The organism is Streptomyces sp. NPDC014656, assembly GCF_043084305.1.
In the GTDB taxonomy this organism is placed as follows: domain Bacteria; phylum Actinomycetota; class Actinomycetes; order Streptomycetales; family Streptomycetaceae; genus Streptomyces.
The window spans coordinates 86,186-110,845 of the sequence record NZ_JBIBZN010000003.1; the positions used below are offsets into that span (position 1 = coordinate 86,186).

26 protein-coding genes and 1 pseudogene are annotated in these 24,660 nt (G+C 74.4%); 9 read left to right on the forward strand and 18 right to left on the reverse strand.

Annotated elements, in window-relative coordinates:
• Nucleotides 1–148: 148 nt before the first annotated feature.
• Entirely contained in the window at nt 149–1,687 is a 1,539-nt protein-coding gene (locus ACF1ED_RS07825; RefSeq protein WP_391757666.1) for an MFS transporter, read from the reverse strand.
• A 139-nt stretch (nt 1,688–1,826) separates the two neighbouring features.
• Here ACF1ED_RS07825 and ACF1ED_RS07830 point away from each other — a divergent pair, with 139 nt between their 5' ends.
• Nucleotides 1,827–2,267, forward strand: coding sequence for a MarR family winged helix-turn-helix transcriptional regulator (locus ACF1ED_RS07830; protein WP_391757668.1), 441 nt, complete (start codon nt 1,827–1,829; stop codon nt 2,265–2,267).
• 13 nt (nt 2,268–2,280) lie between these two features.
• Here the strand turns inward: ACF1ED_RS07830 and ACF1ED_RS07835 are convergent, their stop codons facing one another.
• Nucleotides 2,281–3,363 (reverse strand): ParB-like protein, encoded by a 1,083-nt coding sequence (locus tag ACF1ED_RS07835; protein WP_391757670.1) that lies wholly within the window; start codon nt 3,361–3,363, stop codon nt 2,281–2,283.
• Nucleotides 3,364–3,785: 422 nt separating this feature from the next.
• Entirely contained in the window at nt 3,786–4,202 is a 417-nt protein-coding gene (locus tag ACF1ED_RS07840; RefSeq protein ID WP_391757672.1) for a S8 family serine peptidase, read from the reverse strand.
• Here ACF1ED_RS07840 and ACF1ED_RS07845 point away from each other — a divergent pair.
• Nucleotides 4,156–5,877, forward strand: a complete 1,722-nt coding sequence (locus tag ACF1ED_RS07845; RefSeq protein ID WP_391757674.1) for a PP2C family protein-serine/threonine phosphatase — start codon at nt 4,156–4,158, stop codon at nt 5,875–5,877. The two genes, ACF1ED_RS07840 and ACF1ED_RS07845, sit on opposite strands and share 47 nt — an antisense overlap.
• Before the next feature lie 129 nt (nt 5,878–6,006).
• Here ACF1ED_RS07845 and ACF1ED_RS07850 read toward each other — a convergent pair whose 3' ends face one another.
• The 4 genes from ACF1ED_RS07850 to ACF1ED_RS07865 all read right to left on the reverse strand — a co-directional run bounded on the left by ACF1ED_RS07850 (nt 6,007) and on the right by ACF1ED_RS07865 (nt 9,835).
• On the reverse strand, nt 6,007–6,381 hold the full coding sequence (locus tag ACF1ED_RS07850) for an FKBP-type peptidyl-prolyl cis-trans isomerase (protein WP_391757676.1): 375 nt from the start codon (nt 6,379–6,381) through the stop codon (nt 6,007–6,009).
• Nucleotides 6,382–6,577: 196 nt separating this feature from the next.
• Nucleotides 6,578–8,098, reverse strand: a complete 1,521-nt coding sequence (locus ACF1ED_RS07855; protein ID WP_391757678.1) for a long-chain fatty acid--CoA ligase — start codon at nt 8,096–8,098, stop codon at nt 6,578–6,580.
• A gap of 702 nt (nt 8,099–8,800) precedes the next feature.
• Nucleotides 8,801–9,226 carry a hypothetical protein gene (locus ACF1ED_RS07860; RefSeq protein WP_391757680.1) on the reverse strand — a complete coding sequence of 142 codons (426 nt, stop codon included), beginning with the start codon at nt 9,224–9,226 and terminating at the stop codon, nt 8,801–8,803.
• A 237-nt stretch (nt 9,227–9,463) separates the two neighbouring features.
• Nucleotides 9,464–9,835: a winged helix-turn-helix transcriptional regulator gene (locus ACF1ED_RS07865; RefSeq protein ID WP_391757682.1), complete on the reverse strand. Its 372-nt coding sequence runs from the start codon at nt 9,833–9,835 to the stop codon at nt 9,464–9,466.
• Nucleotides 9,836–9,912: 77 nt separating this feature from the next.
• Here ACF1ED_RS07865 and ACF1ED_RS07870 point away from each other — a divergent pair, with 77 nt between their 5' ends.
• The gene (locus ACF1ED_RS07870) at nt 9,913–10,323 is read left to right on the forward strand and encodes a RidA family protein (RefSeq protein ID WP_391757684.1); all 411 of its coding nucleotides are present in this window, start codon (nt 9,913–9,915) and stop codon (nt 10,321–10,323) included.
• A 168-nt stretch (nt 10,324–10,491) separates the two neighbouring features.
• Here the strand turns inward: ACF1ED_RS07870 and ACF1ED_RS07875 are convergent, their stop codons facing one another.
• Nucleotides 10,492–11,154, reverse strand: coding sequence for a gamma carbonic anhydrase family protein (locus ACF1ED_RS07875; protein WP_391757686.1), 663 nt, complete (start codon nt 11,152–11,154; stop codon nt 10,492–10,494).
• A 282-nt stretch (nt 11,155–11,436) separates the two neighbouring features.
• Here ACF1ED_RS07875 and ACF1ED_RS07880 point away from each other — a divergent pair, with 282 nt between their 5' ends.
• From ACF1ED_RS07880 to ACF1ED_RS07890, 3 genes are read left to right on the forward strand one after another with little or no spacing between them, the layout of a single operon-like run.
• Nucleotides 11,437–11,859: a phage holin family protein gene (locus ACF1ED_RS07880; protein ID WP_391757688.1), complete on the forward strand. Its 423-nt coding sequence runs from the start codon at nt 11,437–11,439 to the stop codon at nt 11,857–11,859.
• Nucleotides 11,856–12,251: a DUF3618 domain-containing protein gene (locus tag ACF1ED_RS07885; protein ID WP_391757690.1), complete on the forward strand. Its 396-nt coding sequence runs from the start codon at nt 11,856–11,858 to the stop codon at nt 12,249–12,251. The genes ACF1ED_RS07880 and ACF1ED_RS07885 overlap by 4 nt, the downstream gene beginning before the upstream one ends.
• Nucleotides 12,248–12,514 carry a DUF4235 domain-containing protein gene (locus ACF1ED_RS07890; protein ID WP_391757692.1) on the forward strand — a complete coding sequence of 89 codons (267 nt, stop codon included), beginning with the start codon at nt 12,248–12,250 and terminating at the stop codon, nt 12,512–12,514. The genes ACF1ED_RS07885 and ACF1ED_RS07890 overlap by 4 nt, the downstream gene beginning before the upstream one ends.
• Nucleotides 12,515–12,656: 142 nt before the next feature.
• Here the strand turns inward: ACF1ED_RS07890 and ACF1ED_RS07895 are convergent, their stop codons facing one another.
• The 5 genes from ACF1ED_RS07895 to ACF1ED_RS07915 all read right to left on the reverse strand — a co-directional run bounded on the left by ACF1ED_RS07895 (nt 12,657) and on the right by ACF1ED_RS07915 (nt 16,625).
• Nucleotides 12,657–13,580: a GDSL-type esterase/lipase family protein gene (locus tag ACF1ED_RS07895; RefSeq protein WP_391757694.1), complete on the reverse strand. Its 924-nt coding sequence runs from the start codon at nt 13,578–13,580 to the stop codon at nt 12,657–12,659.
• Nucleotides 13,581–14,073: 493 nt separating this feature from the next.
• The gene (locus ACF1ED_RS07900; RefSeq protein WP_391757696.1) at nt 14,074–14,955 is read right to left on the reverse strand and encodes a restriction endonuclease; all 882 of its coding nucleotides are present in this window, start codon (nt 14,953–14,955) and stop codon (nt 14,074–14,076) included.
• Between the two features lie 199 nt (nt 14,956–15,154).
• Nucleotides 15,155–15,592, reverse strand: a complete 438-nt coding sequence (locus tag ACF1ED_RS07905) for a DUF2267 domain-containing protein (RefSeq protein ID WP_391757698.1) — start codon at nt 15,590–15,592, stop codon at nt 15,155–15,157.
• Between the two features lie 51 nt (nt 15,593–15,643).
• Complete coding sequence (locus ACF1ED_RS07910) at nt 15,644–16,039, reverse strand: DUF2267 domain-containing protein (RefSeq protein WP_391757700.1); 396 nt, start codon at nt 16,037–16,039, stop codon at nt 15,644–15,646.
• 154 nt (nt 16,040–16,193) lie between these two features.
• Entirely contained in the window at nt 16,194–16,625 is a 432-nt protein-coding gene (locus tag ACF1ED_RS07915) for an Hsp20/alpha crystallin family protein (protein WP_391757702.1), read from the reverse strand.
• A 72-nt stretch (nt 16,626–16,697) separates the two neighbouring features.
• Here ACF1ED_RS07915 and ACF1ED_RS07920 point away from each other — a divergent pair, with 72 nt between their 5' ends.
• On the forward strand, nt 16,698–17,372 hold the full coding sequence (locus tag ACF1ED_RS07920; protein WP_391757704.1) for a type III effector protein: 675 nt from the start codon (nt 16,698–16,700) through the stop codon (nt 17,370–17,372).
• Between the two features lie 121 nt (nt 17,373–17,493).
• Here the strand turns inward: ACF1ED_RS07920 and ACF1ED_RS07925 are convergent, their stop codons facing one another.
• From ACF1ED_RS07925 to ACF1ED_RS07935, 3 genes and pseudogenes are all read right to left on the reverse strand, one after another.
• Nucleotides 17,494–17,910, reverse strand: a complete 417-nt coding sequence (locus ACF1ED_RS07925) for a hypothetical protein (RefSeq protein ID WP_391757706.1) — start codon at nt 17,908–17,910, stop codon at nt 17,494–17,496.
• 234 nt (nt 17,911–18,144) lie between these two features.
• Nucleotides 18,145–18,531 (reverse strand): annotated as a pseudogene (locus ACF1ED_RS07930) (acyl-CoA dehydrogenase family protein); the annotation flags it as partial.
• A 42-nt stretch (nt 18,532–18,573) separates the two neighbouring features.
• Nucleotides 18,574–18,978 carry a VOC family protein gene (locus tag ACF1ED_RS07935; protein WP_391757708.1) on the reverse strand — a complete coding sequence of 135 codons (405 nt, stop codon included), beginning with the start codon at nt 18,976–18,978 and terminating at the stop codon, nt 18,574–18,576.
• 634 nt (nt 18,979–19,612) lie between these two features.
• Between ACF1ED_RS07935 and ACF1ED_RS07940 the strand changes: the two genes are divergently transcribed.
• On the forward strand, nt 19,613–20,407 hold the full coding sequence (locus ACF1ED_RS07940; RefSeq protein ID WP_391757710.1) for an SDR family NAD(P)-dependent oxidoreductase: 795 nt from the start codon (nt 19,613–19,615) through the stop codon (nt 20,405–20,407).
• A gap of 50 nt (nt 20,408–20,457) precedes the next feature.
• Here the strand turns inward: ACF1ED_RS07940 and ACF1ED_RS07945 are convergent, their stop codons facing one another.
• Both ACF1ED_RS07945 and ACF1ED_RS07950 read right to left on the reverse strand, forming a co-directional pair.
• Nucleotides 20,458–21,648: a polyprenyl synthetase family protein gene (locus ACF1ED_RS07945; protein WP_391757712.1), complete on the reverse strand. Its 1,191-nt coding sequence runs from the start codon at nt 21,646–21,648 to the stop codon at nt 20,458–20,460.
• Nucleotides 21,649–21,677: 29 nt separating this feature from the next.
• Nucleotides 21,678–22,826 carry a tetratricopeptide repeat protein gene (locus tag ACF1ED_RS07950; RefSeq protein ID WP_391757714.1) on the reverse strand — a complete coding sequence of 383 codons (1,149 nt, stop codon included), beginning with the start codon at nt 22,824–22,826 and terminating at the stop codon, nt 21,678–21,680.
• A 421-nt stretch (nt 22,827–23,247) separates the two neighbouring features.
• Here ACF1ED_RS07950 and ACF1ED_RS07955 point away from each other — a divergent pair, with 421 nt between their 5' ends.
• The gene (locus ACF1ED_RS07955; protein ID WP_391757716.1) at nt 23,248–24,501 is read left to right on the forward strand and encodes a cation:proton antiporter; all 1,254 of its coding nucleotides are present in this window, start codon (nt 23,248–23,250) and stop codon (nt 24,499–24,501) included.
• Nucleotides 24,502–24,660: the final 159 nt, after the last annotated feature.

Here is a 24,660-nt window from a genome sequence, read left to right on the forward strand (position 1 = left end):
AACGGCCCAAGGCGACGCGGCGCAAGGCCTGTTCACCATGCGGCCACCGGGCCGGCCGGACCGGCGCCGTCCGGCGACGGTCCTCCCGCAAGGCCGTGTGCGGCGGTGCGGAAGCCCCCTGCGTCCGCACCGCGCGCCGGCTCCCGCCTCAGCCTCCGAGAGCCGGCGCCTTCTCCTTGTCCGTGGCCTCAGCGGCTCCTGTGGCCCCCGTGCTCGCGGCGGTCGCGACGGCCGGGGCGCCCGTCCCCTCGGTACGGGGCGCGTGGCCGCCCCGCAGACCGACGCGGGCGATGACCGCGACCAGGGCGAAGGCGGCGGCCCCGATCCAGAAGGTGAGGGCGAAGCCGGACTCGGCGGGCAGGGCGGGCACGCCTGCGGGCAGGTGCTCCAGGGTCCGGGAGGCCAGGATCGTGGTGACCACGGCGCTGCCGATCGCGCTGCCGGTGGAGCGGGAGATGGAGTTGATGCCGTTGGCGATGCCGCTCTGGTGGTGCGGGACGCTCGCCATGATGACGGCGGGCATCGCCGCGTACCCGAAGCTGACGGCCGCGCCGACGACCACGCCGGCGCCGATCACCGAGGCGGTGTGGCCGTGGTCGAGGGCGAGCCAGGCGAAGCCGAGGGCGCCGAGGCCGGCGGCCAGGCCCAGAGCCGTACGCGGACCGCGACGGCGGACCAGCCGGCCGCCGATCGGCGAGGCGAGCAGGGAGACGATCGCCCCCGGCAGCAGGAACTCGACGGAGGCGCGCAGGATGGACGCGTCGAAGCCGTAGCCGGTGAGGGCCTCGGGCATCTGGACGAGGTAGGAGACGCCGAGGAAGTTCGCGAACATGCCGAAGCCCACGAGGACGCCCGCCAGGTTGGCCATCAGGACCGGCCGGTGGACGAACATGCGCATGTCGACGAGGGGCTCGCGGACCTTGAGTTCGGTGAACACCCAGACGACGGTCATGACGGCGGCTCCGGCGAAGCCGCCCAGGGTGCGGCCGGAGGTCCAGCCCCACTCGTGCCCCTGCGAGATGGGCAGCAGGAGCAGCAGCAGGGTGGCGCCGAGGGTCAGCGCTCCGAGGAAGTCGGTGCGGCCGCCGGCCTTCTGCCGGGTCGCGGGGACCAGGAGGACGACCGCGAGCAGGGCGAGGACGGCGAAGGCGGTCGCCATCCAGAAGGCACTGCGGTAGTCGGCGTCGGACCCGGAGGTCAGCAGGCCGGTCGCGACCAGCGCGAGACCGCTGCCGAACGCGAGGGTGCCGCTGACCAGCGACATCGCGCCGGGCAGCCGCTGCGGGCGGACCTCCTCGCGGAGCACGGACAGGGCGAGCGGGAAGATCGCGGTGGCGGCGCCCTGGAGGACCCGGCCCACGATCAGCACGGGGAGCGAGGTCGCCAGGGCCGCGACGACGGAGCCGGCGACCATGACGCCGAGGACGACCACGAGGGTGGGCTTCTTGCCGTGCTGGTCGCCGAAGCGGCCGAGCAGCGGGGTGAAGACGGCGGCGGAGAGCAGGGTGGCGGTGGTCACCCAGCTCGCCCCGGCGGTCGTGGTGCCGAGGTCGGAGCGGATGAGGCCGAGGATCGGGACCGGCAGGGTCTGCATCATCGACACGACCATGGCGGCGAGGCTCAGGGCGAAGACGACGAGCGTCTCGCGCCGCCGCTCGCCGGCGGGCGGGGAGGTCACGTGGTTCATGGGCGGGTGGGGGCCTTCCCGGTGCTTCAGGGCATGGATCGTTGACGTCATCAAGTAAGAGGTTCGAAGGTAGGCCCGGATAGTTGAGTAGGTCAAGTAAACAATTGATAATGTCAAGCACCGCGAGTACGCTCGAAGGATGCGCGCGACCACCCCCGAGACGCCCACCAAGCTCCAGCTGCTGGAGCTCCTCGCCGCCATCGGCACCGCCCAGTGGCGCGACTTCGCCGTGGCGGCGGCCCACCACGGCCTCACCTCCACCCAGGCCAAGGTCCTCGCGCAGCTGAACGGCCCGCTGCCGATGCGCGCCCTCGCCACCCTGCTGGTCTGCGACGCGTCGAACGTGACGGGGATCGTCGACCGCCTGGAGGCCCGCGGCCTGGTGCGCCGCGAGCCCGACCCCTCCGATCGCCGGGTCAAGAACGTGATCGCGACGGACGAGGGCCGGGACGTCATCCGGCGCGTCCGCGAGGAGATGCAGACCACCCACGGCGCCCTCGACACGCTCGACGCCGACGACAGCGCGACCCTCTACTCCCTGCTCGCACGGCTGCGCCCCGGCATGGAGAAGGACGCCTGACGCGGAGCCCCGCTCAGCGGCCGGTCCGCTGCGCCTTGTAGGCGAGGGCGTAGGCGAGCTTGCCCGGCTTCGCGTCTCCGTACGGCTTGGAGAGCTTGCCGAACTCCCCCTTGTCCCGGGCCTTGCCGTCGTTCCACGCGGCCAGGACGCCCAGCTCACGGGCGGTCCGGCCGCCGTCGACCACGGTGTCCGGGGACAGGGCGGTCTGTGCCTTCGTCAGGGCCTCGACCGCCCCGAGGTATCCGGCGAGGTCGTCGGTGTTCCAGTCGTCGAGGCCGGCGGGCCGGGTGTCGCGCAGCCAGGCGCCCCAGAAGAACTCTTGGAACGGGATCGTCCCGGCCGCGTAGCCGATGTCGCGGCCGAAGTAGAGCAGGCTGCGGTAGGGGTCGTCGTCGAACTCGGCGAGTCCGACGTTCCTGGGCAGCTCGGCGACGTCGACGTCGTTCCCCCGGGCGTCGCGCAGCCACACCCACTTCTCGGCCTTCATGCGGTCCCAGAAGGCCGGCCGGGGCAGCCGGCCGAGGTTGTCCACGACACGCAGCCGTATCCTCAGGTCCGCTCCTCCGTCGGGGAGTTCGTAGAAGGACGTGAGGGTGTGGTGGCCGTCGGTCAGGAAGAGGCTTCCGCCGGGGCCGATGACCACGGTCTTCATGGCCGCGACGCTCTCCGGCGTCTCCTGGCCGACGGGCAGTTCGCAGCGGAAGGAGTCCGGGTCGTCGAGCCGTGCGTCCGGGGCGGCGCTCGCGGCCTCCGCCTGACCGTTCGTCTCGCACCAGTCGTCGAACTTCTTGTTGATCTCGTCCTTGCCCAGCGTGTAGCGCCCGAGCTTGTAGTACACCTCGTCATGGCCGAGCGAGGGCTGCGTCGGACGCACGTCCCCTATCCGGACCTCCACGAGGTCGCCGGGCTCGGCGCAGAGGTACTCCCGGGGAGTCGGCCGCTGGTCGTGGCCGCAGAGCGAGGGCCGGAGACCGGGTTCACCGGGCGCCGCCGAGGCGGGGCCCGCGGCCGAGAGGACGTTGCCGGCCAGGGCGGAGGCGGCGAGCACGGCGAGCGTGCTCGTCAGGGGGCGACGGGCGGACTTCAGCGAGAACATGCGGTGACGGTTCCTGACGGATCGCGGGAGCGTGGGAGGCGCGGCCACGCTCCCGGGCACACGCGGCCCGTGGCGGGCCACCACACGTCTTCGCGGTGAACACCCGCCGAACCCCGGCCGGCCGGTACGGTCGGCGGCCCGCGCGGGTGCCTCGTCGCGGGCCGCGAGGGGGAAGTCTTCGTCTCTCCCGGTGCCTCTCCCCGCGCCGTCCGGCCGAAGAGCGGGGTGACACGGGCCGTCCGTCCGGCGTCGGTCACCAGGGCGACGCGTTCCACCCGCGCGGGCGCTCGGCGGCCGCCTTCGGCGCCGTCCGGCGGGTTCTCCGGACGGCTGCTTCCTGGACGGCTGATCGCGGGGGCTCCCACGGGCGGCCGGCGGCTTCCGTCCGGGAGCGCCCTGCCGGGGCGCTCCCGGACGGGGGATCAGAGGCCGCCGGTGTTCAGGAGGCGGTTCGGGCTGCCGGTGCTGAGGGAGGTCAGGTGGTCCTTGGTGGAGTTCGTGAGGAGGGCGGAGTAGATCTCCTCCGGCTCGGCGTTCGGGTGGGCCTGCTTGTACAGGGCGGCGGCGCCCGCGACATGGGGCGCGGCCATCGACGTACCGTCCTGGGCGATCGAGCCGCTGCCGAGGCGGGCCGAGCCGCAAAGCAGTCGAGGTGGCCGCCGCCCGTGACGAGCAAGGGGCGGGCCGGCCGCGCATGACGGGCCGCCGGGCGGGCAGGGGCGGGGGGAGTCGGCGGTGGCGGGGCCCGGACCGCCGGCCCAGGGGTGTGCCGACCGGCCCCGGGAGGCGATCATGGGGTTTCCGCTGCCCGACACCGTCGAAGAGCTCAAGACCCTCATCGGCGACGAGATCTCCAGCCTGAGGTCCGCGGTCCGCCGCACCGCGGACCGGCCCGCCGTTCCCACCCCAGGGCCGGAGGTCACCTCCCCCGTCCAGACGCTCGCCGCCGCGCCCGAACTCCCGGCGCGCGGCAACGCCGGAGCGACCTGCCTGTGCGGCACCCACGATCCCGACGCCACCGGCACCTGCGCCGTCCTCGACGCCATCCCGGCGTCCGCCGTCCTCCTGGAGCCGCTCCACGACGAGACGGGGGCGGTACGGGACTTCCGCATCGTGGCGGGCAACAAGATCCGCTCCGCCGACTGGCTGGAGGCACCGGACCGGCAGGTCGGACAGCGGTTCCTGGAGGCCCGGCCCGGCGCGGCCGCGAGCGGGCTCCTCTCGGGCCTCGCGGACGTCGTCGCGGGCGGCGGGCCGCTGGAGGGCCGGGTCGTCGACTACACCGAGCAGCGGCTGGGCCGGCTGCACCGCGCCCCGCTCCTCTACTCCGCAGCGCGCTGCGGCGAGCAGGTCCTGGCGACCTGGCGGCCGGTGCAGAGCCAGACCGAGCTCATGACGATCGACGCCCAGTACCTCGCCTCCCTCGGCTGGGGCAACTGGGACCTGCTGTCGGGGAAGGTGACCTGGTCGGAGGGGCTGAGCCGGATCTTCCACGCCGAGATCCGGATGCCGTGGACGCTGGACCAGCTCTGCGACGCGCTGCTGCCGGGTGACCTCACCGCGTTCTCCGAGTTCCTGACCTCCGTCCTGGCCGGGGAGGAACCCGCCTGGACCCGCATCCGCTTCCTCGTCCTCGGCGAGGTCCGCACGCTCGACCTCCTCGGCAGGCCCGTCGCCGGCACCGACGGGCGGCCCTGGGCCGTGAACCTGGTGGCCCGCGACCTCACCCCGCAGATCCGCAGCCGGCGCAGGATCGCCGAGACGGAGCGCGAGTCCGACCGGCTCCGCCGCCAGGCCTGGGCCGAACGCCGGGTGGCCGACGCCCTGCGTGAGGCGCTGCTGCCGACCCACTCCGAGGCCCTGGCCGCGGTCGGGCTGACCGTGGCGGCCTCGTACCGGCCCGCCGAACCGGACGCGGCCGTCGGAGGCGACTGGTACAAGTGCCGGCTCCTGCCCGACGGGCGGGTCCTCGTCGCCATCGGCGACGCCGCGGGCCACGGGCTGGACGCGGTGGCCCGCATGTCCCAGCAACGGCACGCGCTGGCCGGCCTCGCCCAGACCGGGGCCTCCGCCGGCGAGATCACCACCTGGCTCAACGACCTCCTGTGCAGCGACCCCGCGAACCCGACGGCCACCGTCGTCACCGGCCACATCGACGAGGCCCGTGAGCTGCACTGGGCCGACGCCGGCCACCCCGCTCCCCTGCTGCTGCGCGACGGACGCGCCGAGCCCCTCCGCACCAGTGAGCGCGGCCCCCTGCTCGGAGCCCTGCCCGGCTACGCGTACGAGACCACGACGACGCCTCTGCGGCAGGGGGACCTGCTGCTCCTCTACACCGACGGCATGGTGGAGCGCCGGGGCGAGGACGTCACGAAGGGCATCGACCGCCTCGCCGAACTCGTCGCCCGCTCCGCCGGTGCGGCGCCCCAGGCGTTGATCGACGGGATCCTCGCGGACCCGGAACAGACCGGCCTGGAGGACGACACCTGCATGCTGGCGATCCGCCTCGACTGACCCGCCGGCCTCCGCCGTGGCCCGGGGCGTCCGGGGCGTCCTGGGCGTCCGGGCAACGGGGCGCGCGCCCGTACGGAGCCCCTCGCGCCCGCACCCGCCCGGCGCGCCCCGGAGGGCGCGCCCCCGGTGTCAGCCGACCGAGAGGAGGTCCACCACGAAGATCAGGGTCTCGCCCGGCTTGATGGCCGGCGACGGCGAGCGGTCCCCGTAGGCCAGGTGGGGCGGGACGACCAGCTTGCGGCGGCCGCCGACCTTCATGCCCCGTACGCCCATGTCCCAGCCCTTGATGACCTGACGCCCTCCCAGGACGAACTCGAAGGCCTGGCCGCGGTTCCACGAGGCGTCGAACTCCTCGCCGGTGGAGTGGGCCACCCCGACGTAGTGGACCGACACGGTGGCCCCCTTGACGGCTTCGGCCCCGTCTCCGACCACCACGTCCTCGATGTGCAGATAAGGGGACGGCCGGCCCTGGGGGGAATCGATCTCCGGTCGCTCAAGGCTCATCGCCCGCTCCTCGCTCTCGTCGTCGGCCGACCTGCCGTCGGCCGAACTGCCTGGTGATCATTCTCTCCGACGGCCGCCCGCGCCTGCACCGAGGCGGAGCCGTGACGTCTTCCGGCCCGGCAGGACCCTCGGTCAGGGGAGCAGGGGATCGAAAGAGCAGGCGGTCAGGCGATCGGGCGGTCAGGCATCCGGACGGTCAGCCCTTGGCGTACGTCGTCTTCAGCTCGCGCTTGAGGACCTTCATGCTGGGGCCGAGCGGGAGCTCGTCGGTGATCTCGACGCGGCGCGGGTACTTGTGCTTGGCGAGGTGTTCCCTGGACCAGGCGATCACTTCGCCGGGATCGAGGTCAGCACCCGGCTTCGGGACCAGGACGGCGCAGACCTCCTCGCCGTGCACGTCGTCGGCGAGGCCGATGACCGCGGCGTGGCCGACGCCGGGGTGGCGCATGAGCACCTCCTCGACCTCGCGCGGGTAGACGTTGTAGCCGCCGCGGATGATGACGTCCTTCTTGCGGTCGACGATCGTGAGGTAGCCGTCGGCGTCCTTGGTGCCGAGGTCGCCGGTGCGGAACCAGCCGTCGACGAGCGCCTCGGCGGTGGCCTCGGGACGGCCCAGGTACGCGGTGAAGACGTTGTGGCCGCGCACGACGATCTCGCCCAGCTCGCCGGTGGGCAGCAGGTCGACGCGGTCGTCCGTCTCGGCGCGGGCGATCTCCACGTCCACGCCCCAGATCGGGTGCCCGACGGTGCCCGGCCGCGCGCCGTACCAGGGCTGGTTGACGGTGGCGACGGGCGAGGTCTCGCTCAGGCCGTAGCCCTCGTACACCGGGGAGCCGAACAGCTCCTGGAAGCGTTCGAGCACGGTGACGGGGAGCGATGCGCCACCGGAGACGGCGATGCGCAGCCGGGGCAGCCGCTCGGCCTTCTCCGCGGCGGCGAGGAGGTGGACGTACATGGTGGGCACGCCGTGGAAGGCCGTGACCTTCTCGCGGACCATCAGCTCCAGGGCCGCGGCCGCGTCGAAGCGGGGCAGCAGCACGAGGGTCTTGCCCGCGCGCCACACGGCGTTCAGGGAGGCGGTCTGCCCGAAGGCGTGGAAGAGGGGGAGCGAGCCGAGGACGATGTCGTCGGGGCGGTACTCGCCGCAGTCGAAGGCGTCGACGGTCGCGTTCATCACCAGGTTGAGATGGCTGAGCACCGCGCCCTTGGGTACGCCGGTGGTGCCGCTGGTGTAGAAGATGACGGCCGGGTCGTCGGCGGCCCGGGCCGCGTAGACCCGGATCGGGGCGGTCTCCCCGGCCAGGCGGTCGAGTTCGCCGTCGTCGCCGAGGCCGACGACGCGTGCGCCGACGGCCTCGGCGGCCGCGGTGCCAACGGCGGTCTGCGAGGAGTGGCACAGCAGCAGGCTCACGCCGCTGTCGCGCAGGACGTGCTCGGCCTCACGGGCGGAGAGCAGCAGGTGGACGGGGACGACCACGCCGCCGGCCGCGAGGATCGCGTAGTAGGCGAGCGGGAAGTCGACGGTGTTCGGCGCCATCAGGGCCACCCGGTCACCGGGGCGGACGCCGAGCCGCTCGACGAGCGCGGCCGCCCGCGCGCGGACCTGGTCCCACACCTCGCCGAACGTCAGGCGCAGTTCCCCCTGGACGAGTGCCTCCTTGTCGGGCCTGCGGCGGGCGTTGTCGGCGAGGATCGCGGCGAGCGAGAGAGTGGACATGGGGAGGGTGTGCTCCGTTCCGTTCTGGTGCGGCTCTGGTACGGCTCTGGTACGGCGGGGGTGCCGCGGGCCGTTCGGGCCGTACGCCTCCGAGCGGCGCGGTACGGCTGCCGGCGACCTCCCGTCGCTCGTCCGGCGCGGCCATAAATTAGCACTGCTAGTTTTGGACTATAGCCAGCGGCGGTGCCCGTGGAAAGGGGGCTTGCCCGGCGCACCGGGACCCAGTCGACCCGCACCCGTGCCGGCGGAGGTGGCCGAGGTCGCGGCCTGGCCCGCCTTCCGGCCGCGGGAGGGCGGGCGGCCCGCCGCCGCACCGCTGCCCGCGGCCCGGACGGCAGGACCCGACGTCCGGGCGGAGACCGCGGGGCCGTCGAACGCCGGCGCCTCCCCGCTTCCCACGGCCTTTCCGCCACGGCAGGGTTCGGCGCCCCCTACGAAGGCCCGCACGGGATCGACGAGCGCGCCTCCCGCCCGAACTCCCGGGCGTCTACGCGATCCGTCGGCGGGCCGTGACGGACCTGCCGGCCGTCCACCGATCACCGTGACGTGCCGGGCCGCGATGCGCCCACCGGGGGCGCCGCGGCATCCGTGCGGGGAGGCGGCCCGGGCATGCCCACCCGCTCGCGCCCCGGCCGCTCTCCCCCGCGGACGAGGACGTCGTCCGTGCCGCCCGCCTGCGGGCAGTCCTCGAACGGAGAGCGATCACCCGCTGGACGGCCGGAGCCGCAGCAGGATCGTGGCGGCTTCCCGCCGGACTCCCGCGTCGAGGTCCGACGCCAGTTCCCCGCAGAGCAGTTCCAGCTGCGCCGCGGCATCGCCGGACGGCTGGAAGACGCAGGCGAGGGCCGCGTCGAGCTCATCGGCCGTGTCGTCGTCGGCGACGGCCAGGGCCCCCAGGACCAGACGCAAGCCGATCGCGTCCCGGCGTTCCAGGAGCGCTTCCGCCGTCTCCTGCGTGACCGCCGTGTCCCACTCGTCCAGAAGGAGGCGGCGCAGGACGCCCTCGACGCCCGGCATGTCCGCCGAGGCCGCCAAGCGCCGCCCGGCAGCCGCTCGGACCGCCCACGACGGCGAGTCAGCAGCGCCGAGGAGCCCGTCCGGGCCCTCTCTGTCACCGTTCTCGATCACGCCCGTCATGCTGGCACACGAACCCGGCCGAGCCCGATTCCGCGAACACCACCACGGCTCGGAGAACCGGGAGTCCCGGGGCGCATCGGTTCCCCTATTGACGTCAGCCGATGGTCACCGCCCTCTGCGCCGTGAGGGTTGTTACTCGTGATTACCACAACTACTCCCTGGACGCCGCCACGGACGCCCCGGCGCGGCGAGGTGGGCTTCGCCGGCCGGTCCACCACGGGCGCGCAGTCACAAGCCGGTCTCCTCGTCCGCGTCGAAGTTCTCGCGCGCACGCTCGATGGCGGGCATGTGCTGCGAGGCCCAGGCCAGCAGCACGTCGATGGGGGGCCTGAGGGTCTTGCCCAGCGGTGTGATCCGGTATTGGACCGCCACCGGGCGGGTGGAGACGACCTCGCGCTCGATCACGCCGTTGCGTTCGAGACGTCGGAGCGTCGCGGTCAGCGACTTCTGTGTGACCCGGGGGACGGCCCGGCGAAGTTCGTTGAAGCGGCAGGGGCGTTCACAGAGCTCGTTGAGGACGCTGAGCGACCATTTGTCGAGGATCTGGTCGAGCAGTTCGCGGTGCGGGGCGTCGATGCGGACTTCGCCGGCGGTATCCATGACGAAACCTGGTCTCGTTGAAGTGTCTTTCTTCTCCTAGGTAGCTTCAAGATACCTACTACGGAGGAGAGAAACCCATGGCTGTTCAGCACTTCACCCCGGACGGCATGCTCCGCCCGGTCCCCTACCACCACGTCGCCGTGGGCACCGGGACGAAGCACGTCCACGTCAGCGGCCAGGTCGCGCGCAGGGCCGACGGAACCCCCGTCGCACCGGGCGATCTGGCCGGGCAGGTCGCCCAGGCGCTGCGCAACGCCTCCATCGGACTGACGGGCGCGGGCGCGACGTTCGCGGACGTGCTGCGCCTGACGTTCTACGTGACCCGGTGGGCGCCGGAGAAGATCGGCGACTTCATGGCCGGAGTGGAGGCCGTCGCCGGCGAGATCGGCCTCCCCTCCCCCATGCCTCCGGCCTCCCTCATCGGCGTCGAGTACCTCTTCGAGCCGGACGTGCTCGTCGAGGTCGAAGCGACCGCGCTCTTGGACTGACTCCCACGGGGACCAGCCGTCCCGATCCGGTCCCGTCCGGTCCGGTCCGGTCCAGTCCAGTCCGATCCGGTCCAGTCCGATCCGGTCCGGTCCGGATCGGATCGGATCGGATCGGGACGTGGCAACCGACGGGCAGGCCGTCACGCGCCCGGGGGGGGCGCCTGCCCCTCAGTCTTCCCCGGCGCGCCGCGGGCCGGGGCTCAGGACCTCGTCGTCCGCGTGCGCGCCGAACTCGGCGGCCCTCACCTCCGCGATGCGCTCGTACCGGCCGATCCGGTCGGTCCACTCCGCGTCGACACCGAACGCCACCCGCGCGAAACCCACCCGGCCGATGGCCTCGGCCAGACCCGGATCACCGGGGGCCAGCAGCCGCACCGGCTCGTCGAGTGCCACGGTGTGCGGCGGCACGAAGAACTCGTCCGGCACGGCGGCTCGCGCGTGGACGAGGGCACCCACGGCGACGACCGAACCGTCCCCCAAACGTGCTTCCTGGAGGACCGTCGCCGAGGTCGCCACGTAGACGCACCGGCCGACCCGGCAGCCCAGCAGCGTGGCGTGCGGGCCCACGAAGACGTGATCGCCGACGAGCACCGGCTGGTCACCGGCGACGGCGGATCCGCGCAGCACGGCGTTCTCGCAGATCACCGTCGCTTCCCCGATCTCGATCCGGGCCCCCTCGGCATCGAGCACCGCGCCGTACATCACCCGCGCCCTCGGCCCCACGCGGACGTCGCCGACGAGGGTGGCCGTCGGGGCGACGTAGGCGGTGGGGTGGACCCGCGGTCCGTGTCCCCGGTGACGGATGCGGATTCCCCGCGGTTCGGCGTTCACGAGCCGATTCTCACTCGACGGACCGCCGGTGTACCGGCGGAGATCGGACATCGAGTTCGCCGGGAACCGGGCCGGCCGCGAACCGAGGGATGAGCGGCGGGCGGGCGGGTAGGCGCGCGCGGAGAGCACCTGCGTGCCGCTGGGCCCGTCCCTCGGCACGCAGAAACGGCACGAAGAAACGGCATGGAGAAGCGGCACGGAGAGAGCGGGAGCGCTGTCGTCGGCCGCCGCCGAGGTGCCGAAGCGTTCCGCCCCTGCACGTGGAGGGAAGGTGAGGATGCCATGAGCGCCGCCGGACGGCAGCCCGGCCCCGTCGACACTGTGGAGGCGTCGGTGGGTGAGCTGGTCACACGGGCGTCGCAGCAGGTCTCGGAGCTGGTACGCGAGGAGGTGGAGCTCGCCAAGGCGGAGATGTCGCGCAAGGGCAGACGCTACGGCGTCGGGGGCGGCCTCTTCGGCGGGGCCGGCCTCGTCGGGGTTCTGGCCGCCCAGGCCCTCGTCGCCGCCGCCGTCGCCGCCCTCGCCATGGTCCTGCCCCTGTGGGCGTCGGCCCTGGTCGTCGGGGCCGTGCTGGCCCTGGTGGCGGCGGTGATGGCCACCGCCGGGAAGAAGCAGATCGACAAGGCGGGCAGCATCGCGCCGCGCCGGACCATCGACAGCGTCAAGGCCGATGTGGCCGAGATCAAGGAGAAGGCACACCGATGAGTCAGCAGTCCGAGACCGAGGGATCCCCGCCCACCCCCGAGGTGTTGCGCGGGCAGATCGAACAGACCCGTCAGGAGCTCGGCCGCACCGTCCAGGCACTCGTGGCCAAGGCCGACGTCAAGGCTCTGGCCAGGGAACAGGCGGCCGAGGCCAAGGAGAAGGCGGTGGAGGTGAAGGAACAGGCGGCGGTGAAGGCCGCGCTCGTCACCGACGAGCTCAGGGACAAGGCCGCGCACGCCGCCCGGGTCGTCCATGACAGGACCCCAGAACCGGTACGGGAGAGGGCGGGGCGAGCCGCGGCGACGGCCCGGAACCACCGCGGGGCGCTCGTCGTCGCGACGGCGGCGCTCACCGCCCTGGTGCTCACGGTGCGCACACGGAGGCAGCGATGAACAAGGCCAAGGTCGCCTACAAGCCGGTCGGCATGGTGATCGGGGCCGTCAGCGGCATGCTCGCCGCAGCGGCCTTCAAGCAGACGTGGAAGGTGGTCGCCCACGAGGACGACGCCCCCGACGCCACCGACGAGAACCGTGCCTGGAAGGAGATCCTGCTCGCCGCGGCGATCCAGGGCGCGATCTTCGCCGTGGTGAAGGCGGCGGCCGACCGTTCCGGAGCGACCGCCGTCCGGCGCCTGACGGGCTCCTGGCCGGGCTGAGGAAGAGGACAGGGAAGAGGAAAGGGAGAGGGCCGGGAGGGGGAGAGCCGCGCGGGAGGCACCAGGGGCCGGTCCTCCTCCCCCGGCCCCTCCCTGCCCGCCGCGCCGGTCCGGCTGTCGAGGGCGCCGCCCTGTCGGCCCGTCAGAAAGGCGCGACCGCTCGGACGCCCGCGAGCCGGGCCAGGAACCGGTGGACCTCCTCGTGCCCTTCCGCCGTCGGATGCAGTCCGTCGGCGAGCAGGTCGGGGCGGTCGCGCAGCGGTTCCCACGGGTCGAGGTGGTCGACGTGGCGGGTCTCGCACCAGGCGCGCAGGGCTGACCGCAGGGCCAGGGCCCGGTCCAGGGTGAAGCGCAGTCCCTCGTGGACGGGGGCGTGTTCCTCGTCGAGCCAGGTGGGGCCGACGACGACCAGCCGCGCGCCTGCGGCGAGGGCGTCGGCGGCCAGCGAGTCGAGGTGTTCCGCGAGGCGGGCGAGGTCCCCGTCGCCGGCGGCGGCGTCGTTGATGCCCGCCGCCACGAGCAGCGTGTCGGGGAGGCGGGCCGGCAGCAGCGCCGGCGTCTGGGCGGCCACGTCGGCCAGGGTCGCCCCGGGGACCGCCAGGTTGAAGAAACGGTGCGCGGTCTCGTTCGCGGCGATGTGCGCGGCCGCCAGATGTCCCGCCCAGCCACCGCGCGGATCGCAGCGCCCGTACGCGATGCTGTCGCCGGCGAGCACGATGCGGGCCGCGGGGCGCAGCGGCCTGGCGTCCAGGTACGCCCAGGCCCACTCGCCCGAGCCGAGCACCACCCGGCGGCGGACGGCACCGTGGCCCGCCTCGTGGGCGTCGGCGGTGGTGAGGTCGTCGTCGGTGAGGTGCAGGACGGTGCCCTCGACCTGGGCGTCGATCCGGCGTTCGAGGGTGAGGCCGGTGGCGGGGCCGCCGGTGGTGGCCGGCCGCGGTGGGACGGCATGACCGGTGAGGACCGCCGGGACGGCCGGGATCCGTGGTCCGAAGAGCGTGCTCCGGACGTGCTCGTCGAAGAGGGTGCCGGAGGCGAACAGGCGGTGGGGGCGGGGGACGGGCACGGGGGTGGCGCAACCTTTCTGCACTGCGAGGTGTACGCGCACCCGCAGGGTGTGGGGCTCGCGCTGTCCGCCCGGCGGGGTGATCGGGCGAAGATCGTTTCCCATCCTAGGGCCCGCCTCCGGAAGACCGCCGAGCAGGAGGGACCTCATCCGTTTCGCGGGCCGTCCTTCGTATGACCGGCGGGTGATGCCGGAGTGAGTGCCGAGGTGGGTGGGGCCGCCCCCGACACCGGCGGGCTGACGGTCGTCGCATGGGGTCCGGCCGCCGGTGCGGTCGGCTTGGGCCCCGGCCCCTCACGGGACGGCCCCGCCGTCGGTGGCCCCGCCATCGGCGGCGCGTCCGCCAGGGGCCGTGGCGGGGCGCGGTGGCGGGGCGCGGTGGCGGAGACCGAGGGTCTGCTCGATGCCCCCCGCCCCTCCCCCGCCCTCCGGCGGCTTCCCCGCGCTCCGGCGGCTCCCCCGTGGTCCGGCGGCCGGCAGGGGGCCGGCCGTCTCAGGTGTCGCAGGGGCTTCCGTCCCGGGGGCCCGGGACCGGGTCCGGGTCTCCCGCTGATGCGGCCCAGGGGGGCGGTGCCGTCGACGCGGTCCAGGCCGCCAGTTCCGTACCGTCGACGCAGACGATCCCGCAGGAGGCCGCGTACTCCAGCGCGGGGTCCGTGAAGGAACTGGTGGTGACGAGGACGGCGACGTCGGCCTCGTGCACGGCGTAGCAGGTGCCTCCGAACCGCTGGAGGTCCGGGGATCCCACCCGGTGGTCCTCGCCGTACTGCTTGCACTGCAGGACCACGCGGGTTCCTGCGGGGGTCGTCGCTATCACGTCCGCGCCGAGGTCACCGGCGCCGCCGACCACCTCGACGGGGGAACAGCCGTCACGGGCGCACAGGGCGGCGACCGTGTGCTCGAAGCCGTCCGGGTCGACGGCCAGGTGGTCCAGGGCCCCGGAGTCGACGGCGGGCGGGGCGGTGGGCGGCGGGACGGTGGGCGGGGCGGGGAAGGTCTCCGCCACGGGGTCGCCGGCGTCGGGCAGGGGTGCCGTGTCCGCGACCGCGGCGGCACCGGCCGCTCCCGGGCCGTTCCGCTCCGCCCGGCTCCGCCTCCGGCTCCGGCCGCGTGCCGTGGCGGTCCTGTTCCACCGGATCAGGACCGCCACGACGCCCAGCAGCAGCGCGAGGGCCGTGAGGACGGCCGGGAGGTACGAGCCGGTCGACCGTGCCGTCCTGACCATCAGGGCCGCGCCTCCGGTGACCACTCCCACGAGTCCCACCACGAGCACCAGGTCCCGCGCGGACCGCGCCGGGACCGTCCGGCGCCCCGCGCTCCCGTCCGCGCCCCTGTCGTCGGCCGCCGTCGCCCGGCCTCTCGCACGTCCCCTCATACGGCCCCTCCCTCGTCCGGACCCGTCTCCCGCCGACCGGCCCTCCCCTGACACGGACCCGCCTCACCCCTACGGCACCGCCGAAACGCGTCCGGGCCAGGCTGACGCCGTGCGGGTCCTGGTCATGGGCGGGCGCGGAACGGCCGGTCGTCCCGCGCCCCGGACGGTGTCGGCCGCACGGACCCGCGGGCGGGGGCGCCTACGCGGCCTGGGCGAGTTCGGGGCGGCCGAACAACAGCGCGTACCCGCTGGGGAGCCGGTGGAGGATGCGGGTGGTGAGCTCGGAGCCGGCGTGGGCGGCGACGGCGGTGAAGACGGATCCGGTGTCCCAGCGGGTGGTGGCCAGGGAGGCTCCGGAGCGGTCGGCGAGGTCCTTGACGAAGGCCCATCCGGTCAGGGGTTCGACGTCGGGGATCTGCACGGTGAGCACGCGTGCGGCCTCGAAGGGCAGCCGGGCGGCCAGGTCGACGCGCTCGTCGCCGGTGAGCTGCCGTCCGAGGCCCGCCAGGACCAGCTCGACGGCTTCGGCCGCTCTCTCCCGGGTGGGGTAGGCCCCTTCGTAACGGACCTTCTCCAGCATCTGCTCGTACGCCGTCCCGTAGGGCTGCGCGGGGAGAGGCGTGGGCCGGTCGGTCATCACTGGGGTGGTCGCCTTTCTCGCTGTCGCCGGCGGGGCGCCGGCGGGTGGTCAGGTGGTCCGGGGGCTGCCAAAGAGGAGGTCGTAGCCCTCGGGAAGCTGGAGGAGCATCTGGCCGAGCAGGTCGTCCCCGGCGGTGTCGGCGACGGTGGACAGGACGGCGCTGACGTCCCAGGTGGCGGTCTGTTCGGTGGCGCCCTCGATCCAGGCGGCGGTGGCCCTGACGAACCGTTCCGGTGTCAGGGGTTCGGCGCTCTGGAGGGGGTTCAGCAGGATCAGGGCGAAGTCGTCCGGCAGGCTCGCGGCCAGCCGGGCGCGGACTTCGCCGACCAGATGGGCACCGAGGAGGGCGAGTACCACCCGGGCCGCCCTGTCGGCCTCGTCCAGGGTGTCGTACGTGCCCCGTTCCCGGACGTGTCCGAGGAACGCCTCGCGTCGCAGGGCCATCGTGGTCGCCTCCCGTTCTCCTCGGAGTGCGGTCGGGGCGGGGGGGGGACGGGAGGGGAGGAGGGAAGGGGGATCCGTGTCCCGCCTGCCCCGCCTTCCCCGTCCTCCCGCCTCCGCGTGGTCCCGGGTGGTCCCGGGTGGTGTCACCGGGGTGTCAGCCGGAGATCTCCTTGCGGCCCGAGTCGCCGCCGACGGTGATCCTGCGGCGCTTGGCACGCTCGGCGATGGGGATGCGCAGGGTGAGCACGCCCGCCTCGTAGGCGGCCTCGATGCGCTCGGTGTCCAGGGTGTCGGCGAGGACGATCTGGCGGGAGAAGGCTCCCAGCGGCCGTTCGGACAGCTCCATCTGCACGTCGTCGGCCTTGGCCACGGGCCGTCGCTCGGCCTTGACCGTCAGCATGTTGCGCTCGACGTCGATGTCGATCGCCTCGGCGGTGACGCCGGGCAGGTCGAAGGCCACCACGTACTCGTCGCCCTCGCGGTAGGCGTCCATGGGCATCGGGGACGGCCGGGACCAGGTGGCCGGGCCCATCAGCTGCTGGGTGAGCCGGTCGAGCTCGCGGAAGGGATCGGTGCGCATCAACATGGGAAACACCTCCAGAGGGTCGGGCAGTTGCTGCCAATGCGCCTCACGGAAACCGTTGTAGCATGTCATCCAATGGATGACAAACGCAGCGTCGTCCATCCGACGACACCGGAGAAGACCCTCGTGAACCCTTCCGACCAGTCACCGGGGCCCGGCGGTGCCACCCCCGGGCCGGCGTCGTTCCTCGCGGCCGCCGCGGCCCTCCGCACCATCGACCGCGCCCTGCGCACCGCCGGCGACGAGACCGCGGAGGCGCCCGGACCCGGGCCGGAGCAGGCCCTGGCCTCGCTGATGCTGCTGCGGCAGGTCCGCGAGGAGCTCGCCGGGTGGGAGACCGGACTGATCGAGGCGGCGCGGGACGCGGGCGCCAGCTGGGCCGACCTCGCCCGGCCCCTCGGCGTCGCGAGCCGTCAGGCCGCCGAGCGCCGCTACCTGCGCGGGCGCCCGGGCCCGGCGGGCTCCACGGGCGAGGAACGCGTCCAGGCCACCCGGCAACGACGCGCCGACGACCGCACCGCGGCCGGCTGGGCGCGCGAGAACGCCGCCGACCTGCGGCGCCTCGCCGGCCAGATCACCGCGCTCACCGACCTGCCCGCCGCGGCGCGGGGGCCGGTCGGCGAACTCCACGCGGCCCTCGCCCACGACGATCCGGCCGACCTCGTCGCCCCCCTGGCGGCCACCCGCCGCCACCTCGCCCCCGCCCATCCCGAACTCGCCGCCCGGCTCGACGCCCTGACGCCTCCCTGAGCGGCCGGCCGGCACCGGGGCCGGCGACCGCCCGCAGGGCGCTCGCGCGGAATCCGTACGGAACCGGGGCGGGACCGAGGGGGGACGCACGAGCGGGCCCGGGCGCGGCGCGGGCCGGCGGTCAGCCGCGGGGCGTCCAGGGGGCCGGGGCGGGCTCGGGGCCGTCCAGGGCCTCGCGGAGCTTCTCCTTCAGGGTCTTGGGCGGGGCCGTCTCCTCTTCCCGGGTGTGGACGAGGCGGGCCACGGTCACGCGTATGTGGCACTCGCGGTGGTGCTGCCCGACCCAGACCAGCCAGGTGCCGTCCGGGGTGAGGAAAGCGCGGCGGGCGGGGGCGTCACCGGGCCGCGCGTGCCTGGCCAGGACGGCCGGCAGGTAGTTGAGGGCGGCGTCCTCCGCGACGGCCAGCGCCTGCTCCCGGGTGCCGTCGACCGGGTGCGTGGCCACCAGGGTCCAGCGGTGCAGCCTGAGTTCGACGCCGTCGGCGCGCCGGGTCTCGCGGGTGTCCTCCTCGATGAGGACGTGCCAGTCGTCAGCCATGCCGGGAGCCTAGCCATTCCGCCCCGCCCGGAGCAGGCCGGTTCCCGGCCGGCTCAGTCCCCGCCGCAGCCGCCGCAGCTCCCGCAGGAGTCCGCGTCCGGGCCGCCGGCCCACGAGCCGTCGCCGTTGCGGGTGCGGGAACGGGCCCGGACCCGCGGGGCCGGGGGCGGCGGCCTGCTCTACGGGGGCGGGTTCGATGCCCTCGCCGACCATCGCCACGCCCTCGTCGATGAAGCGGCCGATGATCTCCTTCATGATCTCGGTCGTCCCGCCGTAGACGGTCTGGATGCGGCCGTCGGTGAAGGCGCGGGCCACCGGGAACTCGGTCGTGTAGCCGTATCCGCCGTGCGGTTGCAGACACCGGTCGGCGACCCGCTTCTGCAGCTCGGTCGCCCACCGCTTCGCCATCGACGCGTGGACGGCGTCCAGAGAGCCCTTCGCGTGCCCGGCGATGCAGCGGTCGACGAAGGCACGGGTGACGGCGCACTCGGTGGCCATCTCCGCGATCTCGAAGCGCACGTGCTGGAGCTCGGCCAGCGGCCGGCCGAACGCCTCGCGCTCCTTCACGTACCGCCGGGTGACGTCCAGGACCTCCTCGGCCGCGGCGTCGGGGGCCGGCGCCGTCCGCGCGGATCCTCGCGCGGCGCCGGCCCTCCCGCCCCGTCAGAGGGAAGCGTGGTGCGCGGCCAGCACGAAGGCGTGCCCCGCCGGGTCCATGAAGCGGCGGACGTCGGTACGGCGGTCCGTGCGGGTGCCGTTGTGCTCGGCGGTCACCGGGCGGGCGCCCAGGGAGACCGCTTCGCGCTCCGCCTCGTCGATTTCTTCGGGGGCGACGAGGATCCACAGGTGGGACTGCTGGGAGTCCTCCGGCCGGGGCCAGCTCGGCGGTGCGTGGCCGGGGTCGCGGTGAATGCCGAGGAGGGTTCCGTCGGCACCGGAGATCAGCAGCAGGTCGTGACCGCCGGCGCTCGGCTCGACGGTGGCGTCGAGCAGCGCGGCGTAGAAGCGGGCGAGGGACTCGGGATCGGTGCTGTCGAGGACGAGGACACTGCTCTTCGAGACGGTCATGGGGTCCGTATGCCCCCTCGCCTTCCGCGCAGGCAACGGGAATCGGGCGTCGACCGCCCTCAGGGAAGGAGGCCGGGGGCGGATGGCTCCCGCACGGCCCGGCGGACCCCTGGCAGCCCCGGACGGTTGATCGTCATGGCCGCCGACGCTACGGGCGCGGGTCCGCCCCACCCCCGGCGGAGGGAGGGGTACGCCCTGCCGGGGAACGGTGACCGCCCCGCGCCGGTGGGGGGATCGGGCGGGGCGGTCACCTGCCGTGGGCCCGCGGGAGGGGGGATGACCGCGGGCGGACGGCGGGGAGGCGGTCCATGCGCTCCGCTGCCCCGCCTACCCCCGCTTCTCCCGGGCACACATCCGCGCGTCCCGCCGTCTTCGGACCCGCCCCTGCCGCCCGGACGGGAGCCCGGGGGGGGGCGCGGGCCGTCCGGGCGCGGACCGTCCGGAGGCGGACCATCAGGGCGCGGGCCGTCCGGGCGGCCACCGGCCTTCGGCAGAGCCCTTTGGGCGAGACGGGTGTCTCCTGATGCCGACGGCTCCGGACCGGGTAGACGGGATCAGGCAGTACCCCCGGTCCACAAGTGATCCACAAGTGATCCGCAGGCGATCCGCAGGCGATCCGCAGGAAAGGCCCCCCATGCTCATCGATCTGTCAGGACGGACCGCTCTGGTCACCGGCTCCACCCAGGGGATCGGTGCCGCGATCGCCACCGGTCTGGCGCGCGCGGGCGCCCGTGTGGGGGTCAACGGGCGCAGCGGGGAGCGGGTGGCACGGGCCATCGCGGGGATCCGCTCCGAGGTGGCCGGCGCGGAGCTGGTACCCGTGGTCGCCGACGTGGCGAGCGAGGAGGGAGCGCGCCGCGCCGCGGACGCGCTGCCGCAGGTGGACGTCCTGGTGAACAACCTCGGCGTCTTCGGGGAAGCGGATCCGCTGGCGATCAGCGACGACGAATGGCGGCGCTACTTCGAGGTGAACGTCCTGGCCGCCGTGCGGCTGATCCGCCAGTACCTCCCCGGCATGAGCGAGCGCGGCTGGGGGCGGGTGCAGAACATCGCGAGCGATTCGGCCGTGGTGATCCCCGCGGAGATGATCCACTACGGCATGTCCAAGACCGCCCTCCTGGCGGTCACGCGCGGCTTCGCCAAGCAGGCGGCGGGCACCGGCGTCACCGTCAACTCGGTCGTCGCGGGGCCCACGCACACGGGCGGGATCGAGGATTTCGTGTACGAGCTGGTCGACTCCTCGCTGCCCTGGGACGAGGCCCAGCGGGTGTTCATGCGCGAGCACCGCCCCCAGTCGCTGCTGCAGCGGCTCATCGAACCGGAGGAGATCGCCTCGATGGTCGTCTACCTGGCCTCCGACCACGCCTCCGCCACCACCGGCGGCGCCTTGAGGGTCGACGGCGGGTACGTCGACTCGATCCTGCCGTAGCGCCGGGGCCGCCGGCGGTGACGAGGGCGGTGCCGGGCGGCCGGCAGGGCTCACCGGACGCGGTCCGCCAGGCCGGTGAACAGGATGTCCAGCTCCTCCGCGGCCGTACGCGTCAGCGGGGTCGCCCGCAGGACGCCTCGGGCGGCGTCCAGGTGGCGGCGCGCCTCCTCGCGGGTCGCGGCGCGTCCCCCGGCCTCCTCGACGAGTGCGGCGACGCGCTCGGCGGTCGCGCTGTCGATCACGCCGTCGGTCACGCCATCGGTCACACCGTCGGTCGCGCCGTCGGTGCGCCGGGAGGAGGCGAGCAGCGCCCCGAGCTCGCGCGCGGCGCGGCCTCCGCCGGCCAGCGCGGCGAGGACCGGATGGGTCTTCTTCCCCCTGCGGAGGTCGGCGTGGACGGGTTTGCCGGTCGTCGCCGGGTCGCCCCAGATGCCGAGGACGTCGTCCACCGCCTGGAAGGCGAGGCCGAGATGACGCCCGGCGCGGTCGAGCGCGGCCGCCGTCGGCTCCGGTGCTCCGCCGAGGACCGCGCCGAGCGCGAGCGCGCATCCCAGCAGGGCGCCCGTCTTGCCCTCCGCCATCGACCGGTACTGCTCCGGTCCGACCGCGCCGGGCCCGTGCCAGGGCCGCCGCTCGAACCGCAGGTCCTCCGCCTGGCCCGCCACCAGGTCGTTCAGGGCGCCGCAGAGGCGGCGCACCGCCGCCGCCGTGCGGTCGCTCCGTGCCTCGGCCAGGCCGGTCACCGCCCGGGCGAGGAGCGCGTCGCCCGCCAGGACGGCCGGCCCCGTGCCGTACGCCTTCCACACGGCCGGGCGCCGCCGGCGCAGCGCGTCCACGTCCATGATGTCGTCGTGGAGCAGGGAGAAGGTGTGGACGAGTTCGACGGCCACCGCCCCCGGGACGGCGTCGGCGGCGTCCGCCCCCACGGCTTCCGCCCCGAGCACGGCGAGGGCCTGCCGCACCCCCTTGCCCTCGGACCCTCCGGGGTCCGGGGTCCCCGCCGTGTCGGCCCAGCCCAGGGCGTACGCCGCCATCTCCCCGGTCCAGGGGTGCAGACGGCCGACCGCGCCGACCAGCGCGGGGCGGACCGCTTCCCGGCAGCGCCGCAAAACGCCGGTCGCCGAGGTGCCGCGCTCCGAGGGGGCGCCCCCCTCGTCCACCGCGTCCGGCGCGCCCCTCACCTCCGCCGTGCCGACGGGCGGGCGGATCCAGGAAGCGGACACGGACACGGACGCGGACATGGGCATGGGCATGGGCATGGAGAGGGCGCTCACCGCAGCCCCTCCGGGTCGGCCGCCCGCAGTGCCTCCGCACCGGTGTCCGGCAGCGCCGGTCGCGCCGCCGCCGGCCCGGCTCGGGTGGGTTCCGGCAGCCGGCCGATGCCCAGCTCGGCGGCGGCTCCGTCCACGATGTCCCGGGCGTGGAGCAGTCCGATGCGCTCCAGGTCCGTGCGGAGTGCGGCCAGTTCGGCCGCGGTGTGCGCGGCGTCGCGCCCCAGCCGGGCGTCGGCCTTGACCAGCCCCAGCCTCGACAGGGCGGTCCCCCGGGGCTCGTCCATCGCCCGGAACTCGTCGAGGGCCCGTACGTACAGCTCGCGGGCCTGCCCGTAGCGGCCCGCCCGGTACAGGACGTTGCCGCGCATCTTGTGGTTGTAGGCGAGCGCGCCGCGGAGCCGTATCTCGCGGCAGGCCTCCTCCGCCCGCGACAGCAGCGCCAGGGCGCGTTCGACGTCTCCGTCGCGTGCGGAGACCACGTCGGCGATGCCGCGCAGGGCCCACGCCCAGCCGCGCCGGTCCTCGGCGCGCTCCGCAGTCTCGGCGGCCTCCTCGAAGAGGGCGAGGGCCTCGTCGAAGCGGCCAGCGTTGCGGTGCATCTGCGCGATGCCTTCCAGCGCCCACACGGTGTGCCGGGCCTCGCCCCGGCGGCGCGCCTCGGTCAGCAGCTGTTCGTGCAGGCGCGCCACGCTCGCGTAGTCGCCCTGGATGCGCCCGGTCTCGGCGAGGCCCGCCAGCGAGTAGCCCCGGGCGACGACGTCCCCGCCCCGCTCGCCGGCCTCGGAGGCCAGCCTGAGCAGCCGGTACGCCAGCCTGAAGGCGCCGCGCTGCCGGGCCAGCGTGCCACCGCTCCACAGGGCCCAGGCCATCGCCCCTTCGTGGCCGGCCGCACGCGCCGCCCGGTAGCTCGCCTTCCACGCCCGGTCGGCCTCGCCGGTCCGCCCGAGCCTGCGGCACGCCTCCGCGACGGCCAGCCGGCAGCGCGCCGCCTCGTGCAGGTCTCCGGACCGCTCCGCCTCCCGGGCTCCCCGCAGGCCCTCCGCGAGGACGTCCGGGAGGGAGGCGTTCACCGACAGGGACCCCAGCGCTCCCTGGTACTCCGGCGCGGACGCCCTCACCGACCGCTCGCTCACCCGACCTGTCATCAGAACCTCCTTCCGCCGACTCGACGATCGAGCCGGCACGGGGGTCAAGACGGCTCCGGCGGAAGGGGGTTCCCCATCGGCGGCAATGTCCGTCTCGGTGGGGGCGCGGGGTCCGCCTCAAGTGCTACGCGGGGAGCGGCGGCCTCCTCACCGAGATCTACGCCGGCCCCGCCGCCCGGGTCCCCTACGGCGCCGCGGCGCACCGCGCGGAAAGCGGCGGGACGACGGCCGGCCGAGAACGCGCCGCGCGGGAGAACGGGGGCGCCGCGCATCCGGGCCGACCCGCCGTCGCCGTCACCGCCCTCGCCACCACCACCGTCACCGACCCGACCGGGACCGGCCCGAGGCCACTCCGAGGCCCGACTCGCCCCTCCCACGCCCCATGGGGATGAAACGGACGTCATGGGACAGGATGTGAGGGGTGACGTTGTCTGATGCTGTGTACCTGGCGGCGGGGACCGGCGCTCTGGGGGCGGCCGTGGTGCCCCGGATCGTCTCCCGCCGGCCGTTGTCGACGCCGATGCTGTTCCTGGCCGTGGGCATGCTCGTGGGGCTGTCTGCCGTACCGGCGGTGGATCCGGTGGGGTCCCGGCTGTGGGTCGAGCACGCCACCGAACTGTGCGTCATCGTGTCGCTGATGGGCGCCGGGCTCGCGCTGAACCGGCCCGTGAGCCCGCGCGGCTGGGCGGGGGCGTGGCGGCTGCTGGGCATCAGCATGCCGCTGACCATCGCGGCGACGACGGCCGCCGGCGCCCTGCTGCTGGGGTGGCCGTTCGCCTCGGCGCTGCTGCTGGCCGCCGTCCTGTCGCCGACGGACCCCGTGCTGGCCGCGGAGGTGCGGGTGGGCGAGCCCACCGACGATCCGGACGACGAGGACGAGGTCCGCTTCTCCCTCACCGCCGAGGCCGGGCTCAACGACGGTCTCGCCTTCCCGTTCGTGCTGGCGGCGCTGGCCGTCGCCGCGGCACCGGCGGGGACGGCGGGCTGGGCCGCCGACTGGTTCCTCGTCGACGTGCTGGTCCGGATCGCCGTCGGGGTCGCGGTCGGCGTCGTCACGGGCCGGGTGCTGGGGTGGATGTTCTTCCGGGCACGGCCCCGGGCACTGCGGCTGTCCGAGCACATGGAGGGGTTCGTCGCCATCGGCGCCACGTTCGTCGCGTACGGGGCGGCCGAACTGTCGGGCGGGTACGGGTTCCTGGCCGTGTTCGTCACCGCCTGCACGATCCGAGCCGCCGAACGCGACCACGGCTACCACAAGGTGCTGCACGGGTTCACCGAACAGATCGAGCGGTTGCTGACCGTCTTCCTCCTCTTCCTGCTCGGCGGCTACCTCGTCGCCCACGGCCTGCCGTCGCTGACCTGGCAGGGCGCGCTGGTCGGGGTCCTCCTCGTCCTCGTCGTCCGGCCGGCCGCCGGATACGCGGGCCTGCTCGGCGGCGGCACCGGCCCGCGGGAGCGTCTGGTCACCGCCGCGTACGGGATCCGGGGCATCGGTTCCCTGTTCTACCTGGCCTACGCCCTCGGCCACAGCGGGCACTTCGCCGCGTACACCGACCAGCTGTGGGCCGTCGTCTCCTTCACCGTCTTCCTGTCCGTCTTCCTGCACGGCGCCACCGCCGCACCCGTCATCCAGCGCCTCGACCGCCTCCGCCGCTCCTCCCCCGCCCCTCCCTGACCGTCGCGGACCGGCTCGGCCGACGGGCGGTCCGTTCCGGGGACGGCCCGTACAGGTGTTGTCGGGAGGGCGGGCGGAACCTCGGCCCCGGCGGCGCGTTTCCCGGGTGACTCCTTCCTCCCGTCCCCTGTCCCTGGAGCGGTATCCGTGCGCATGCGT